At 61.3% G+C, this 14479-nt stretch carries 17 protein-coding genes and 1 other RNA gene; 9 read left to right on the forward strand and 9 right to left on the reverse strand.

What is annotated here, in order from left to right; translation table 11 throughout:
- Positions 1-105: 105 nt before the first annotated feature.
- From AA0535_RS00705 to AA0535_RS00725, 5 genes are all read right to left on the reverse strand, one after another.
- Positions 106-921 (reverse strand): TIGR00282 family metallophosphoesterase, encoded by an 816-nt coding sequence (locus AA0535_RS00705; RefSeq protein WP_264813957.1) that lies wholly within the window; start codon positions 919-921, stop codon positions 106-108.
- Positions 918-1493 carry a 5-formyltetrahydrofolate cyclo-ligase gene (locus AA0535_RS00710; protein ID WP_264813958.1) on the reverse strand — a complete coding sequence of 192 codons (576 nt, stop codon included), beginning with the start codon at positions 1491-1493 and terminating at the stop codon, positions 918-920. Before AA0535_RS00710 ends, AA0535_RS00705 begins: the two co-directional genes overlap by 4 nt.
- Position 1494: 1 nt before the next feature.
- Positions 1495-1651: non-coding RNA, 6S RNA (gene ssrS, locus AA0535_RS00715), on the reverse strand.
- Between the two features lie 10 nt (positions 1652-1661).
- Positions 1662-2003, reverse strand: coding sequence for a cell division protein ZapA (locus tag AA0535_RS00720; protein ID WP_264813959.1), 342 nt, complete (start codon positions 2001-2003; stop codon positions 1662-1664).
- A 2-nt stretch (positions 2004-2005) separates the two neighbouring features.
- A complete protein-coding gene (locus tag AA0535_RS00725; protein ID WP_264813960.1) occupies positions 2006-2215 on the reverse strand; it encodes a hypothetical protein in 210 nt (69 codons plus the stop codon).
- Positions 2216-2285: 70 nt separating this feature from the next.
- Between AA0535_RS00725 and AA0535_RS00730 the strand changes: the two genes are divergently transcribed.
- Positions 2286-2690 carry a hypothetical protein gene (locus AA0535_RS00730; protein ID WP_264813961.1) on the forward strand — a complete coding sequence of 135 codons (405 nt, stop codon included), beginning with the start codon at positions 2286-2288 and terminating at the stop codon, positions 2688-2690.
- A gap of 30 nt (positions 2691-2720) precedes the next feature.
- A complete protein-coding gene (locus tag AA0535_RS00735) occupies positions 2721-3311 on the forward strand; it encodes a thiamine phosphate synthase (protein ID WP_264813962.1) in 591 nt (196 codons plus the stop codon).
- On the opposite strand, the gene AA0535_RS00740 is transcribed toward AA0535_RS00735, so the two are convergent.
- The 3 genes from AA0535_RS00740 to epmA all read right to left on the reverse strand — a co-directional run bounded on the left by AA0535_RS00740 (position 3280) and on the right by epmA (position 5488).
- The gene (locus tag AA0535_RS00740) at positions 3280-3864 is read right to left on the reverse strand and encodes a fasciclin domain-containing protein (RefSeq protein ID WP_264813963.1); all 585 of its coding nucleotides are present in this window, start codon (positions 3862-3864) and stop codon (positions 3280-3282) included. The genes AA0535_RS00735 and AA0535_RS00740 overlap by 32 nt on opposite strands.
- A gap of 110 nt (positions 3865-3974) precedes the next feature.
- Positions 3975-4391, reverse strand: coding sequence for a hypothetical protein (locus AA0535_RS00745; RefSeq protein WP_373319247.1), 417 nt, complete (start codon positions 4389-4391; stop codon positions 3975-3977).
- Between the two features lie 113 nt (positions 4392-4504).
- Positions 4505-5488 (reverse strand): EF-P lysine aminoacylase EpmA, encoded by a 984-nt coding sequence (epmA, locus tag AA0535_RS00750; RefSeq protein WP_264813964.1) that lies wholly within the window; start codon positions 5486-5488, stop codon positions 4505-4507.
- Between the two features lie 52 nt (positions 5489-5540).
- On the opposite strand from epmA, the gene AA0535_RS00755 reads away from it, so the two are divergent.
- On the forward strand, positions 5541-6626 hold the full coding sequence (locus tag AA0535_RS00755) for a lysine-2,3-aminomutase-like protein (protein ID WP_264813965.1): 1086 nt from the start codon (positions 5541-5543) through the stop codon (positions 6624-6626).
- On the opposite strand, the gene AA0535_RS00760 is transcribed toward AA0535_RS00755, so the two are convergent.
- A complete protein-coding gene (locus AA0535_RS00760) occupies positions 6615-7556 on the reverse strand; it encodes a DNA/RNA non-specific endonuclease (RefSeq protein WP_264813966.1) in 942 nt (313 codons plus the stop codon). The two genes, AA0535_RS00755 and AA0535_RS00760, sit on opposite strands and share 12 nt — an antisense overlap.
- Positions 7557-7743: 187 nt before the next feature.
- On the opposite strand from AA0535_RS00760, the gene efp reads away from it, so the two are divergent.
- The 6 genes from efp (at position 7744) to lepA (ending at position 14443) form a co-directional block, all read left to right on the forward strand.
- Positions 7744-8310: an elongation factor P gene (efp, locus tag AA0535_RS00765; RefSeq protein ID WP_264813967.1), complete on the forward strand. Its 567-nt coding sequence runs from the start codon at positions 7744-7746 to the stop codon at positions 8308-8310.
- 116 nt (positions 8311-8426) lie between these two features.
- A complete protein-coding gene (locus tag AA0535_RS00770; protein WP_264813968.1) occupies positions 8427-9257 on the forward strand; it encodes an inositol monophosphatase family protein in 831 nt (276 codons plus the stop codon).
- 204 nt (positions 9258-9461) lie between these two features.
- Positions 9462-10349, forward strand: a complete 888-nt coding sequence (locus tag AA0535_RS00775; RefSeq protein ID WP_264813969.1) for an OmpA family protein — start codon at positions 9462-9464, stop codon at positions 10347-10349.
- Positions 10346-11518 (forward strand): DNA recombination RmuC family protein, encoded by a 1173-nt coding sequence (locus AA0535_RS00780; protein ID WP_264813970.1) that lies wholly within the window; start codon positions 10346-10348, stop codon positions 11516-11518. Before AA0535_RS00775 ends, AA0535_RS00780 begins: the two co-directional genes overlap by 4 nt.
- A gap of 15 nt (positions 11519-11533) precedes the next feature.
- Positions 11534-12541 (forward strand): peptidoglycan -binding protein, encoded by a 1008-nt coding sequence (locus AA0535_RS00785; RefSeq protein ID WP_264813971.1) that lies wholly within the window; start codon positions 11534-11536, stop codon positions 12539-12541.
- A 99-nt stretch (positions 12542-12640) separates the two neighbouring features.
- Complete coding sequence (gene lepA / locus AA0535_RS00790) at positions 12641-14443, forward strand: translation elongation factor 4 (protein WP_127103461.1); 1803 nt, start codon at positions 12641-12643, stop codon at positions 14441-14443.
- The last annotated feature ends 36 nt before the right edge of the window (positions 14444-14479 follow it).

Genomic DNA, 14479 nt, shown 5'->3' on the forward strand with positions numbered 1-14479 from the left:
TGTCAAACACTTCCTCAAAACACCCAAAACCCACACCACACATAGACCATTCCCGATTCCCAAACCCATATCCAACACAACGAACCTAAATTAATCCAAAAAAACTCACAAAACCGGGAAAGAAGGGCTGAGATGTCCCCCCTGCCGTACCGCCTCGATCCGTGTGGCCAGCCCCGTACGGTCATCCGTCTCGACGAAAACCCCGCATATAGTCGCCTCTCCCTCTGCAGGCTGCAGGCGCTCACCCGGCAGCTTGCGCACAAAGCGGTACAGAGAGGCCTCCTTTCCCATGCCGATCACGCTGTCGTAGTCACCGCACATTCCGGCATCGGTCTGATAGGCCGTTCCCTTGGAAAGCACGCGATAATCTGCGGTCGGCACATGGGTATGCGTGCCAACCACGAGAGAAACCTTCCCGTCCAGATAATGACCAAAGGCCATTTTCTCGCTGCCTGTCTCCGCATGCAGGTCCACGATAATAGCGTGGGCCGTCATCCCCAGCTTGTGACGCGACAAACACTCGCTCACAGCGCGAAAAGGATCGTCGAGCGGATCCATGAACAGGCGCCCCATGACATTGATCACCAGCACCTTGCGACCGTTCGGCAGCACGATCACGAAAGATCCCTGCCCCGGGGTCCCCGGCGGGAAATTGAGTGGTCGAATGATCCGCGGTTCGGAGTCGATATCCCGCAGCAACTCCTTCTTGTCCCAGGCGTGATTGCCCAGCGTGATCACATCGACCCCGGCCTTGAACAGATCGGTCGCAATCGCGGTGGAGAGCCCAAAACCATGGGAGGCATTCTCTCCATTCACCACCACCACATCCAGCTTGAGCGACTCACGCCACTCCGGCAGACGGGCTATCACGGCCTCCCGCCCTGAACGCCCGACGATATCTCCAAGAAAAAGTAGTCTCACTCTGCTTTGCCTTTCCCGGCCCTGGGGGTGATGATTTCCTGCTCGGTCACGATACGGTCCAGAGGCGCGTCATACGGCCCGATGGGTACATGCGCCACTTCCTGCCATGCGAAAGCGAACCCGATCCCTCGGCAGCCGAGAGCCGCAAGCGTCCGGTCGTAATAACCCCCGCCATAACCCAGCCGATTGAACGACCTGTCAAAAGCGAGAAGAGGCACCAGCAGAACATCTGGACGCCCGATCACTCCGTCAGGATGCATTGTGCCAAAACGGCCTGTGAGCATCGCGCAGGTCGGTGTCCAGCGCCGGAACAGGAGCGCGCTCCCCCTGGGGGTCGTCTCTGGCAGAAAAACGTCGCGCCCGGCAGCAAACAGGGCATGACAGAGCGGGCGCAGATCCGGCTCGCCCGGCAAAGGCCAGACACACCCAATCGCAGGCGCAGCGGGTTCATCAAGCAGGCTTGCAGCGAGGCGCTTGTTCAAGAGATCCAGAGAATGGGGAGGAGTCACCGTATGGGCCCGGCGCTGGCGCATCATGCGCCGCAGATCCTGCTTTTGCTGATCTATCATCATGTGTGGAACCACCCTGGCCGTCGGTCTTTCAGCCCTCCCGGACCTGCTCACGCAGGTGGGCGCCAGATATCATGACCACGATCACAACAGAGCCAGCTCCCTAAGGAAGTGCTTATCGGCCCAGGGGTTGAGTTGCCTGACGTACCGGGCAGTCCCACCCGACACTAACTAGGCACTCTCAAGCTCGGCTGCAATGCCTTCGGCGCGCTCAGCCAATAAATTAAGCTTCTGCTCAAGCGCCTCGTTCTCGGTGATGATCCGGTCCGCGCGCTGCACGCGCTCACTGGTCGTGCTGGGCAGAATCTCCTTCGCCAGATCGTGCAATTCGTCCGCCATAAGCAATGCGGCCATCACCAGCGTCCAGGATTCGCCCCCCTGGGTGCCGAGCCCGCGAACACGCTCAATGCGGCGCTCCACTTGCCTGGCCAGATCCTGCAGGTAACGCTCTTCGCCATCCTTGCAGCCGATCGTGTAGGAATATCCATTCAGCCGGATCGATACCTGAGCCATATTCAGACCTCCCCTTCGTCACCAAGACGCTCAATCAGGTCCCGCACCCTCAGGTGCAATGCCTCGATATTGGCGGCAACGGGGCGCCAGTCCGTCGCTTGCGGTGTGGGCGATCGGCGATGATGCAAGGCATAGGCAATACGGTCGAGCGCTTCCTCGATCCGCTCTTCCGGGGTCGAGGTCTGGTCTGCAGTCTCGGTTCGATCCGTCAAAACACCCTCATCGTCCACACCCGGTTTTCAAGACTTTTAAGGAAGCCTGCATCCTGTCACAAGGTCAAGCATGAAGCCTGAGGATACACTACCAGCCAAACTCGTTGCCCTGGCCGACCCCTCGCTGCTCGTTCACCTGATTCAGGCAAGACCCTTGACCCGTTTTGGCGTCATTTCTGCTGAAGGTGTGGGACGGATCATGGGCTATCCATGGTGGCGCGCCCTGACAGAGACACTCGAAGTGCCGTGTCTCTTCGATGCAGACGATGCCCCTGCCCTTGCCGCATCCGCCCTGCGGCAGGGTGCGGACTGGGTCGTCTGTACCGGCCCGGCACCCGCCATCGCCACATTGCGAGAAACCGCGCGGGTGTGCGGAGGCCATGTTTTGACAACCCGGCCCGACGCTCTCACTCTTGGCAGACCACCCTATAACGCTTATCGAATCGGTCAGCTTCACACGTATCTGGCGTCTTGAACTGCACGCCTCACCGGACGGATTGCCTTCATGCTGCCCTGCGAACTCTATCTGGTTACAATGCCGGATTTCGACCCGTCCCGCGAACTGGCCGATCTGGCAAAGGTGCTCGCCCGCTGGACCCCCGCTGCCTTGCGCCTGAGCACCACCGATGAAACGCGCGCCCGAAGCTGCGTGCAAGCCATCCGTGAGACGGTCCAGTCCCATGGGACGGCACTGATCCTGACCGACCTCCCCGCCCTGGCCGGGGAACTCGGATGCGATGGGGTGCATCTGTCCGGCAGCCCCGCACAATGCTTGACTGCACGTGGCGAACTCGGACGCGACCTGCAGCTTGGTGTCTATTGCGGCACAAGCCGCGACGATGCCATGAGCGCCGGCGAACTCGGAGCGGACTATATTGCCGTGGCTCCAAATGCGCCTGACCTTGCTGCGTGGTGGTCGCTGATGATGGAACTGCCCGTCATCGCGGAGGATATCGAAACACCAGAACAGGCTCTGGCCATGCTCAAGGCCAATGTTGACTTTCTGGCCGTGCCGCTCAGCTTCGTCGATGCCGACGAAGCCGGAGCACGCCTTACCGCCATCATCAGCCGCGCGGCGGAAGAATATCCTGGGTGATGTAGAGCGTGCCATTCGATTGGGGCGCGCCGTTCAGCCAGAGTTTGACGACACGTCCGGTAGTGTTGACCAGTACAAACTCCCCATTCGACGAGTCACGCTGAATCATTAGCATGTCGCCGCTCAGGGTTTTGAATGCCAGACGGTCGACCCTGCGGCGTGTCATCGCTTTCGCCAGTCGGGCTGGCGACCAATTGCCGCGTATGATGGTGTAACCCAGCACCTGTTTGAGCGCCGCCGCATTCGGTGCAGTCATCAGACCGCCAGGAACCTGACGCGCATAACGCTCGAAGGGCTCGTTGGGAATCGCGAACACCGTAAAAGGACCGGCGCGTCCCAGAAGAGGCAGCATACCGGACTGGCGCAGAGCTTGCCTATAATCGGCGAGTTCGAGAGAGTTCGACATGTTCTCGAGAATCGGCCGGTCGGCGAACGAGAATGTCGGTGGCTCGTTATACGCGACAGGGCTCGATGTCTCGGTCTTGGTCGAGGCATGATACATGTGAGTCGAACTGACAGCGGGCATCTGCACCGCTGCCAGCGAATTCGGCAAGGGAAACGGGTCCTGCCGGGCGCCGCTCTCACAGCCTGCGAGACCGAGAACAGTCAGAAGGCTACAGGTGTATGTTATTGTTTTTTTTGTACCGAGCAGCGCCATAGATTTCAGCATCCATCTCCACGCATGGTCCAGCCAACCACGCGACTATTAGTCAGTTCGAAAGTCGTCTGACAGGTTGTGTTGTAATAGCTGGGCGGGAAGCCGCCAAAGCCGCCACCGAAACCGCCATAGCCGCCCCAGCCGCCACCCCAGCCACCATAACCGCCCCAGGGACCGCCACCCCAGCCCCAGCCCCAGCCACCTGTGCCGGGAGAGTAATTGGTTTCATTATCGATATAGGCCAGGAAGTCATGGCCGCTGGCCTGATAGGTGCGCGTGGGCACGCCAAAGGTGCGAAGCACATCGACATCGCTCTTGCCGATCATGGAATCCAGCACCTTGCGCTGCTGCACCGTCGGGACATCGCATGCCGACAGCGTCAGCAAAGCAGCACACGACAGAAAAACCGTTTTCTTCATCATCCTGATACCCTTTCCGAAGCTGAAGCCGCCTGCCGGATCAGTTCGAAGCTGGCGCCACTCTAGGCCATGAGAACGAGTTTGCCCCCAGAAAAGGTTCATGGCTATCCGAAGGTTTAAGAAAACCACATAATGTCACAGAGCCGGGGTGCACCCGTGGCCAACATGACCAGCCTGTCGAAGCCCAGAGCGATACCGCTGCACGGGGGCAAACCCTCCAGATCCCGCAGAAACGCCTCATCAAGAGGCCAGTCCTGATCGGGTGCCAGAGCGAGACGCCGCGCCCGATCCACCTCAAACCGTGCGCGCTGTTCTGCAGGGTCGGTCAGCTCCTCGAAAGCATTGGCCAATTCAACACCTGCCCCATAGAGCTCGAAGCGAAGCGCCACGCGCGGATCCTCTGGATCGCGTCGGGAAAGCGCGGCCTGAGCCACGGGCCAGTGCGTCAGGAAGGTCGGGCGGTCGCGACCGATACGGGGCTCGATCCGCTCGAGAAGCAGGCGGAAAAACAGATCTTCCCAGTTCTCACCGGCGCGCAGGGTCGTTCCCGCCTCATTGGCCAGACGCGGCGCATCCTCGCCGATATCCAGCAGATCGACCCCCACGTAGCGCGTGAAGGCCTCCGCCATGGTCAGGCGCTCGAAGGGAAGATCGATACGCAAGGTGGTCCGGCCATACGTCACTTCGGGAGGAAGGAGACTCTGCAGGAGGGCTTCCGTCTCATCCATGAGCGATGCCAGCCCCGCGCCGGGACGATACCACTCAAGCATGGTGAATTCCGCGGCATGGAGCGCGCTCTGTTCCCCATTTCGCCAGACACGCGCCAACTGAAACACCGGCAACCCCGTTGCAGCCACAATGCGTTTCATCGCAAATTCGGGGCTCGTATGCAGAAAGCGGTTCATGCGTGTTCCGTCAGGGGCTTCCAGTTCCGTCCGGAAACACCGGAGATGAACCTCCTCACCCGGCGAGGCCACGGCGTAGGGCGTCTCGACTTCGAGATACCCGCGCGCCTCGAAAAATGCCCTTACGCTGCGTTGCAGCAACGTACGCCTCTGCATGAGCGGAAGTTTGTCCGAAACCGCGTTTCTGAGGGCCATGATCTGAGCTCTTTGGTTGCGAAAGCTGATGGGCTTGCAGTACAGCGCCCTGATGTCAGAAAAGGTCAATCCCCCCGGCACGTCTGGACCCGTCCTGCGCAGTGTCGCGCAGCTCGTCGCACACGGGCTCGTACCGGAATCTCAGAGTGAAGCGCTCGACGCTGTTGCGAAGCAATTTGCGACAGCCATTCCTCCTGCGTTCCGTGACCTGATCACCCATGCCGATGACCCGATTGCGCGTCAGGTCGTTCCGACCCCAGCCGAACTGCATACTGCGCCGTGGGAGATGCACGACCCGATCGGCGACGATGCCCTGTCGCCCGTTCCCGGCATCGTGCATCGCTACGCCGATCGCGCCCTACTTAAACCGCTTCTGGTCTGCCCGCTCTATTGCCGGTTCTGCTTCAGGCGCGAGCATGTCGGCCCCGATGGTGGCCTGCTCTCCGAAGAAGACCTGACCCGCGCCCTCGACTGGATTGCCGATCATCCGGCCATCAGCGAGATCATCCTCACCGGGGGAGACCCGTTGATGCTGAGCCCGCGCCGCCTGCGCCGTATCATCGAGGCGCTTTCGGCCATGCCGCATATCCAGACCATACGCCTGCACAGCCGCGTGCCGGTGGCCGATCCCGCACGAATCACGCCCGCCCTGCTTGATGCGCTTGAAACAGACCGCGCCCTTTGGGTGGTGCTACACGCCAATCACGCCAGCGAGATGACCGCCCAAGCCCGCAGCGCTACGAGAATGATCCAGAGCCGCGCGATCCCGGTGCTCAGCCAGTCGGTACTCCTGCGCGGCATCAATGACACCGAGGAAGCGCTCGAGGCGCTTCTGCGCGCTTTCGTTACTGCACGCATCAAGCCCTATTACCTGCATCAGCTCGACCCGGCGCCGGGCACGGCGCATTTTCATGTACCGATCGATGAGGGGCGCGCGCTGCTCGCCCGGCTGCGCGGCCGTGTGACCGGGCTGGCCTGGCCTACCTATGTGCTCGACATTCCGGGAGGCGCGGGCAAAGTCCCGCTCGGGCCCGATTACTACCGCCCCGACACCCATCCCGGCCTTGTGCGCGATCCCTGCGGCCGGAGTCACACGCTGGACGCCATGCCCCTGAAAAAGCCTGTTTCAGAGGGGTGAAGAGCCCGAAAGTACGGAATTCAGAAAGCGCCTGAGCACGGAAAGGGTCAGGCGGCGCAGTTGCGGCGACACATGATAAGGTTCGGCCTGCGGATCCGGCAGCGCGGTAATATGATCACGCAGAGCCCCTGTGAGCACAGGAAACGCATTGACCCCCGTCACCCGTTCCAGCGTGACAAGCGGAACCTGCGTGCAGCTTGGCGTGACCGTATTCTTGCACACATAAACGGTGACGGCCTGACGATCGGGCAGATAAACCGCCTTCCAAGTCGAGCTCGGCACAGGCAGTTCCTGCGCGCCAATGCGCACCGGCATATCCGTCCTGTAAGCCGGACCAGTCACCACATAGGCTTCCCCCTCAGCCAGCACGCGCTCACGAACACGCTTCTCGACCCCGGCCCACAAACCACGATTCAGGTCTGGCGTCTGGGGCACCATATTGGCGAGCGAGAACGTCTCCTGCTGGGAGGCACGATCAGGCGCATCGCCACTGGGCATCATATGCCCCCTGTCGAAGCCTGAACGCTGGTAATCGCTCAGTCTTGCCCGGTCAGCCTCAGGCTGGCGCGTCTCTTCATGGAATTTGCCTTCGCGCAATGCGTGCTGGGCACGACGTATACCCTCACGCGTCAGATGCTCTGCCACCCAGATTGGCTCATGGGTGACGCCCGATACCAGAACCGCAAAATCTGTGTTGCAGAGAAAGACCATGCGCGTGAGCGGTGCCGGAGCCGTCACCACGGGCGCAACGCCCGCGAAAAAATCCTTCCTGCAAGCCTGGTCACCCTCTACTGACCCGACCTGTCTCGTCTGGGGAGACGCTTCACCATAGGCACCCCCTGCCCATGCCGACCCCGAGGCCATGACCCCATTCAGGAGCATTGCGATCAAAACCATCAGGGAAGCGTTCGGGAGGGTGCGCAGTGTCATGAGCGGGCTCCTAGCGTCCGCTTGGCAAACGCACAACAACGCCCGTCCCAGTCACGGCGGCAGCGCATGTCGCGACTGACCGGACTCCATCTCGCTTGCTCTTGCGCGCCCGCTTCGTTAGAACCCCGCCTTTCACGGCGGCACGGACCCGTCGTATCCACATCACGATTCCCGGGATCTTTCTTCCATGAAGCAGCAGGCAAACCTGATTCGCGCCGGACAGGTTATTGAGCATGACGGTCGTCGCTGGACGGTTCTCAAGCAGCAGATCATCACACCGGGCAAGGGTGGCGCCTTCATTCAGGTCGAGATGCGTGACCTGAACACGGGCAACAAGACCAATGAGCGCTGGCGCACCGCCGACACCGTCGAGCGCCTGATGACGGAAGACAAGGACTACACCTATTCCTACACGGATGGTGACAACATCGTCCTGATGGACCCGGAAACCTTCGAGCAGGTCATGCTGCACAAGGACATCTTCGGCGACCAGCTGCCCTTCCTGCAGGACAACATGGAACTGAACGTGAAGCTGGTTGAGGGCGATCCGGTTGGCGTGTCCCTACCCCCGCATGTCACGCTCGAGATCACCGAAGCCGATCCGGTTGTGAAGGGTCAGACGGCCAGCTCGTCCTACAAGCCTGCCCTGCTCTCCAATGGCGTCAAGACCATGGTTCCGCCCTTCATCGAAGCCGGTGAGCGCGTGGTCGTTCGCACGGATGACGCTTCGTACGTCGAACGCGCCAAGGCCTGATCACCCCACTGACGGGGATGCGCTTCTGGCGCGCCCCCGATCGCGAGGCCCGGTGACGGGCTTTGCCAAGACACGACGACCCTGCTCTTTCACAGTCTCTCATCAGGATTATTGCCATGCGTCTCTCGCCGCATATGACCGTCATGCAGAATGCTGCGCAAAAGGCAGCAAAGCGCCTCCTGCGCGATTTCGCCGAAGTCGAGCAGCTTCAGGTCAGCATCAAGGGACCGGGCGATTTCGTCTCGCAGGCCGATCTGCGTGCCGAACAGACAATCCGTGATGAACTCGCCCGCGCCCGCCCCGGCTATGCTTTCCTGATGGAGGAGAGCGGCAGTTCAGGCGGCGATAACTGGACATGGCGCTGGATTGTCGATCCGCTGGACGGCACCTCGAACTTCCTGCATGGCATTCCGCAATGGGCCATTTCCATCGCCCTGCAGCGTCGCCATCCGGATGGATCGACCGAAATCGTGGCCGCCATGGTCTATAACCCGGCATCCAATGAAATGTTCTGGGCTGAGAAAGGCGTCGGGGCGTTCCTGAACGAGCGTCGCATCCGCGTTTCCGCGCGTCGCGACCTTTCGGAATCGCTTATCGCAACCGGCATTCCGTTCGCCAAGACGCCCGCCGATCGTCGCCTGCCTTTCGGTCGCACCCTCGCCGCCCTCATGCCCCATGTCGCCGGGTTCCGCCGCTTCGGTGCGGCAGCTCTGGACCTCGCCTGGGTGGCCGCTGGCCGCTATGAGGCTTTCTGGGAAATCGGACTCAAGCCATGGGATTGCGCTGCCGGTCTGCTGATCGTTCGCGAAGCAGGCGGCTATGTGACCGACCCCGAAGGTCTGGAAATCACCGACCTCGATAACGACGTCACGCTCGTTGCGGGCAATGCCCAGCTTCATGGTCCGATCCGGACCATCGTGCTCGACGCCCTCACACGCAAGGCCTGACGCATACAACCGACTGCATGACGTCAGAATGGCGAGGTCCGGCCCCGACAGCCTGACATCGGCGTAAAGGCCGGAATTTTCTCCTGCCCGCTCCATCAGGACGGGCAGGCGCGCAAAAAATTCCAGCGCGCGAGGGAACCCACGGAAACATCGTCTCATTCCCCATTGCTTGCGCGGGGTGAGCGCGATTAGGATCGCCGGGTCATGAAACGGCCGATCCTTCTCTCCCTCCTGTTCTCGGCCGGTTTTCCGGCTGCCACACTGAATTCTGCGCCCGCCATGGCCCAGGTGACGTCCAATGACGATGCCCTGCCTGCGGCCGCAGCCCCATCGAAGTCTGCTTCCGGCAAAACAGCCGCCAAGAGCACTTCAGCCGCGACGGGAAAATCGTCTCATGCGTCCCCGCACAAGCCGTCCGCAGAGAAAGCAGCTTCCGGAAAATCTGCCGCAGCGAAATCCGGGTCCGGAACATCAGCTTCGCAGAAAACTCCAGCCAGCAATACCTCTGCACCGGATACTGCCCTGCCCGGCAAGAGTGCTTCCCCGCTGGTCTCTCATGCGCCCGCCTCTCAACGCGTAGGGCTTCCCCCCGATGTGCCCGAGCAGCCCCCTCGCCCTGTCGTTATTCCGCCACCCGGCGTCGCCGTCCCGACCCATCCGCCGGTTCCCCCGGAGGAGATCAAGGCGGATCCCGATGCCAAGGGAAAAATCGAGAAGCAGGCACATGGGCTGCGCGTCCTTTTCGACGCCAACAGCAGCGCCATGAATCAGGCCATGATCGATGCTGTGCGCGAGGAGGCGAGGCAACTTGCCGGCAAACCGACACTTCGCGTGACGCTCTGGGCATCGGCAAGCGGCACGAATGAAGATCTCTCGACGCCACGGCGCGTCGCCCTGGCCCGCGCCCTGGCCATACGCTCCATCCTGATTCGGGAGGGCGTTGCCACGACGCGCATCTACCCGCGCGCCACCGGCCTGGCCCATGCGGGCACGGAGCCCGCGGATCGTCTCGATATCATCGCAGAGGGTGCCGTACCGGCCCCGATTTCTGAAGCCCAGTTCGGAACCGCATCGAGGACCCCCACCCCATGACCCGCCCGACGCTCTACCTCCTGCGCATGGGGATCTTTCTGGTCCTTGTCGCCGCTGTCGCAGCACTGCTGAGCAAGACGCTCTACGCCGCCTTCTTCGCCAATCCTGCGCTGGACGGGCTGATTCTCGGCGTGCTGATCATTGGCATTCTCTGGAATCTGCGCACGGTGCTGCGTCTCATGCCCGAGGTGAAATGGGTGGACCAGCTGCGCGTGAACCGCACCGGCCTCGCCCAGCCCGAACCCCCGCGTCTCCTCGGTGCGCTGGCACGCAATCTGGCGGCGCGTACGTCAACGGGGCGTTTGAGCCTGTCGCATCAATCGGCTCAGGCAACCCTCGACAGCCTTTCCGGTCGCCTCGATGAATCGCGCGATATTTCGCGCTATATGACCAGCCTGCTGATCTATCTCGGTCTGCTCGGTACTTTCTACGGGCTCCTGCTCACGGTCAGCTCCATTGCAGGGGTGATCGGCGGCATGAGCGTTGGCGATGGCAATCTCGATGCGATGTTCGGTCAGCTCAAATCCGGCCTTGCCGAACCGCTCAAGGGCATGTCGACCGCCTTCTCAGGCTCCATGTTCGGTCTGGCAGGCGCACTGATCCTCGGCTTTCTCGATCTCAATGCGGGGCAGGCCCAGAACCGCTTCTTCAATGAAGTCGAGGAATGGCTGGTTGGCATCACCAAGCAGGGCGGCACGCTGATCGAAGGCGGTGACGCCTCCGTTCCCGCCTATGTCCAGGCATTGCTGGAGCAGACCGCGGAGAACCTCGAAACGCTTCAGAATGTCGTCTCACGCAGCGAAGAGAGCCGCATGCAGCAGCTTCAGGTGATGGACGGGTTGCAAGAACGGCTCAAGGCCATGACGGATCTGCTTCAGTCCAACCAGAAGATGATGAACCGCGTGGCCGAGGGGCAGGCGCTTCTTGGCCCGTTCCTCAAACATGTCGGCGAGGCCGCGACACCGGGCACTGCGGCCTTCAACGATGCGAAAGACAGCCGCGAGCAATTCAGCCGCATCGAAGGGCATATCGTGCGCCTGATCGAGGAGCTTCACAGCGGACGTGCCCAGATGGCTGGCGAGATTCGAAACGATCTGCGCGTTCTAGCCCGCACCATCGCCGCCACCAGCCCCGGCGGCTCGACGGTCGTCCCCCCCGTTTCTCAATAAGGCGAGGCGGCTCTCATGGCACGACGCTCCCGACGCAGTTCCCATGGTGGCGAACTCAATGCCTGGCCCGGCTATGTGGACGCGCTGTCCACGCTGCTCATGGTCGTTACCTTCGTGCTGCTCGTCTTTGTGCTGGGCCAGCAATTTCTCTCCGTCGCCCTGAGCAAGCGCACCCATTCGCTCGATGCGTTGCGTCAGCAACTTGCCGCCCTGCAGCAGACCCTGTCGATGACAGAGGCCAAGAACACCCAGCTCAATTCCATGGTGGCGAGCCTCACCACCGATCGCGACAGCGCCAAACGCCAGGCCGACGTCCTGACGCAGCAGCTTGCCACGCTGAACGGCACCATCGCCGAAAAGGAGCAGGCCCTTGCGGCCGCCGGTCAGGCCACGCAATCCGATCAGGCCACCATCGCGCAACTCAAATCCCAGCTCGAGCAGCTTAATCAGCAGCTTCTTGCTATCGGGCAGGCGCTCGATATCGCCAAGAAGGACGTCACGGCGCGTGACCAGCAGATCACCGATCTGGGCAACAAGCTGAATGTGGCTCTGGCCGACAAGGTCAACCAGCTCAAGCGCTATCGGTCAGAGTTCTTCGGCCGCCTTCAGGACATCCTGAAGAACCAGAAAGGTGTGGAAATCGTCGGCGACCGGTTCGTGTTCCAGAGCTCCATTCTCTTCCCGCAAGGCAGCGCCGATCTGACCTCTGAGGGTGAGAAGGAAATCGCAGCGCTCGCCCATACCTTCAAGCAGGTCTCCAGCCAGATCCCCACCGATATCCCCTGGATCCTGCGTGTGGACGGCCATGCCGACAAGCAGCCCATCCACACGGCCTTCCCCAGCAACTGGGAATTGTCGAGCGCGCGCGCCATTACCGTGGTCAAGGTGCTGATCCGCGAAGGGGTGGATCCGCATCATCTCGCAGCCACGGGCTTCTCTGATTACCAGCCCCTCGACCAGGGCAATAATGCCGCTGCGTACACACGCAACCGCCGCATCGAATTCCGCCTGACGGATCGCTGATAACGTTGCCCTCAAGGGCAATGAAACGTCAGGGAGAAATCGTTTCGCAACGGTTTCTCCCCAATGACAAGAACGGCGCAATCGCTTATGTATCGCGCCATGACCGGCACGCCCCTCTCCCAGATCCGCAATTTCTCGATCATCGCGCATATCGATCACGGTAAGTCCACACTGGCTGACCGTCTGATCCAGGCCTGCGGTGCGCTCACGGCGCGAGAAATGAAGGAGCAGGTGCTCGACAACATGGAGCTCGAGCAGGAGCGCGGTATCACCATCAAGGCGCAGACCGTGCGCCTGACCTATCCGGCCAAGGATGGAAAGACCTATATCCTGAATCTCATGGACACGCCGGGCCATGTCGATTTCGCTTATGAGGTCAGCCGCTCCCTCGCAGCCTGCGAAGGGTCCATTCTGGTCGTCGATGCGTCCCAGGGTGTCGAGGCCCAGACGCTGGCCAATGTCTATCAGGCCATCGACGCCAATCACGAGATCGTCCCGGTCCTGAACAAGGTCGACCTGCCCGCCGCCGATGTCGAACGCGTGCGCGCCCAGATCGAGGAAGTGGTCGGCATCCCCGCCGATGACGCCGTCGAGGTCTCTGCCAAGACCGGACTGAACATTGAGGGCGTGCTCGAGGCCCTCGTCACACGCCTGCCCCCGCCGAAGGGCGATGCCAACAAGCCGCTCCAGGCCCTTCTGGTCGATAGCTGGTACGACCCGTATCTCGGCGTCATCATTCTCGTGCGTATCATGGAAGGCACGCTCAAGCGCGGCGACAAGATCCGCATGATGCAGGCAGGCTCGACCTACCACGTCGATCAGGTGGGCGTGTTCCTGCCCAAGATGACCGCAGTCGAAACCCTTGGCCCGGGCGAGATGGGCTATATCAATGCTGCCATCAAGACGGTGGCCGATGTGGCGGTGGGTGATACCGTCACCCTCGATCGTACCCCTGCCGACAAGCCTCTGGCCGGGTTCAAGCCCTCTATCCCTGTGGTGTGGTGCGGTCTCTTCCCCATTGATGCCGACGATTTCGAAAAGCTGCGCGACTCGCTCGCCAAGCTGCGCCTGAACGATGCCTCGTTCCATTTCGAGGCAGAAACCTCTGCGGCCCTCGGCTTCGGCTTCCGCTGCGGCTTCCTTGGCCTGCTGCATCTTGAGATCATCCAGGAGCGCCTGTCGCGCGAGTTCAATCTCGACCTGATCGCGACCGCACCGTCCGTGGTCTACAAGATGCATCTGACCAACGGCACGCAGGAAGATCTGCATAACCCTGCCGACATGCCCGACCCCGGCAAGATCGAGAAGATCGAAGAGCCGTGGATCAAGGCGACGATTCTGGTGCAGGACGAATATCTCGGCAGCGTGCTCACGCTTTGCAGCGAACGTCGCGGCATCCAGATGGATCTGACCTATGTCGGCAATCGCGCCATGGCCGTCTACCGCCTGCCGCTGAACGAGGTGGTGTTCGATTTCTACGACCGTCTGAAATCGCTGACACGCGGCTATGCCAGCTTCGATTACCAGATTGATGGCTATGAGGAGAGCGATCTCGTACGCATCTCGATCCTCGTCAATCAGGAGCCGGTCGACGCGCTGGCTTTCGTCGCCCATCGCACGGTTGCCGAAACACGCGGGCGCGCCATTTGCGGCAAGCTCAAGGATCTGATCCCCCGCCAGCTCTTCAAGATCGCCATTCAGGCCTCCATCGGCTCACGCATCATTGCGCGCGAGACACTCGGCGCGCTGTCGAAGGACGTGACGGCCAAGTGCTATGGCGGCGATATCTCGCGCAAGCGCAAGCTTCTGGAAAAGCAGAAGGAAGGCAAGAAGCGCATGCGTCAGTTCGGCAAGGTCGAAATCCCGCAAAGCGCCTTCCTCGCTGCGCTCAAGATGGACTGACCCCCAAGGGTCCAACAAAACAAAAAAGGGACTCTG

This window comes from Asaia krungthepensis NRIC 0535, from assembly GCF_025995175.1.
Taxonomy (GTDB): domain Bacteria; phylum Pseudomonadota; class Alphaproteobacteria; order Acetobacterales; family Acetobacteraceae; genus Asaia; species Asaia krungthepensis.

Excerpts from the sequence above, each read along its gene's own strand:
- AA0535_RS00710 (WP_264813958.1), bottom strand. The coding sequence starts at position 1,493 with ATGATGATAGATCAGCAAAAGCAGGATCTGCGGCGCATGATGCGCCAG.
- AA0535_RS00720 (WP_264813959.1), bottom strand. The coding sequence starts at position 2,003 with ATGGCTCAGGTATCGATCCGGCTGAATGGATATTCCTACACGATCGGC.
- AA0535_RS00730 (WP_264813961.1), top strand. The coding sequence starts at position 2,286 with ATGAAGCCTGAGGATACACTACCAGCCAAACTCGTTGCCCTGGCCGAC.
- AA0535_RS00735 (WP_264813962.1), top strand. The coding sequence starts at position 2,721 with ATGCTGCCCTGCGAACTCTATCTGGTTACAATGCCGGATTTCGACCCG.
- AA0535_RS00745 (WP_373319247.1), bottom strand. The coding sequence starts at position 4,391 with ATGATGAAGAAAACGGTTTTTCTGTCGTGTGCTGCTTTGCTGACGCTG.
- epmA (WP_264813964.1), bottom strand. The coding sequence starts at position 5,488 with ATGGCCCTCAGAAACGCGGTTTCGGACAAACTTCCGCTCATGCAGAGG.
- AA0535_RS00755 (WP_264813965.1), top strand. The coding sequence starts at position 5,541 with ATGTCAGAAAAGGTCAATCCCCCCGGCACGTCTGGACCCGTCCTGCGC.
- AA0535_RS00760 (WP_264813966.1), bottom strand. The coding sequence starts at position 7,556 with ATGACACTGCGCACCCTCCCGAACGCTTCCCTGATGGTTTTGATCGCA.
- efp (WP_264813967.1), top strand. The coding sequence starts at position 7,744 with ATGAAGCAGCAGGCAAACCTGATTCGCGCCGGACAGGTTATTGAGCAT.
- AA0535_RS00770 (WP_264813968.1), top strand. The coding sequence starts at position 8,427 with ATGCGTCTCTCGCCGCATATGACCGTCATGCAGAATGCTGCGCAAAAG.
- AA0535_RS00775 (WP_264813969.1), top strand. The coding sequence starts at position 9,462 with ATGAAACGGCCGATCCTTCTCTCCCTCCTGTTCTCGGCCGGTTTTCCG.
- AA0535_RS00780 (WP_264813970.1), top strand. The coding sequence starts at position 10,346 with ATGACCCGCCCGACGCTCTACCTCCTGCGCATGGGGATCTTTCTGGTC.
- AA0535_RS00785 (WP_264813971.1), top strand. The coding sequence starts at position 11,534 with ATGGCACGACGCTCCCGACGCAGTTCCCATGGTGGCGAACTCAATGCC.
- lepA (WP_127103461.1), top strand. The coding sequence starts at position 12,641 with ATGACCGGCACGCCCCTCTCCCAGATCCGCAATTTCTCGATCATCGCG.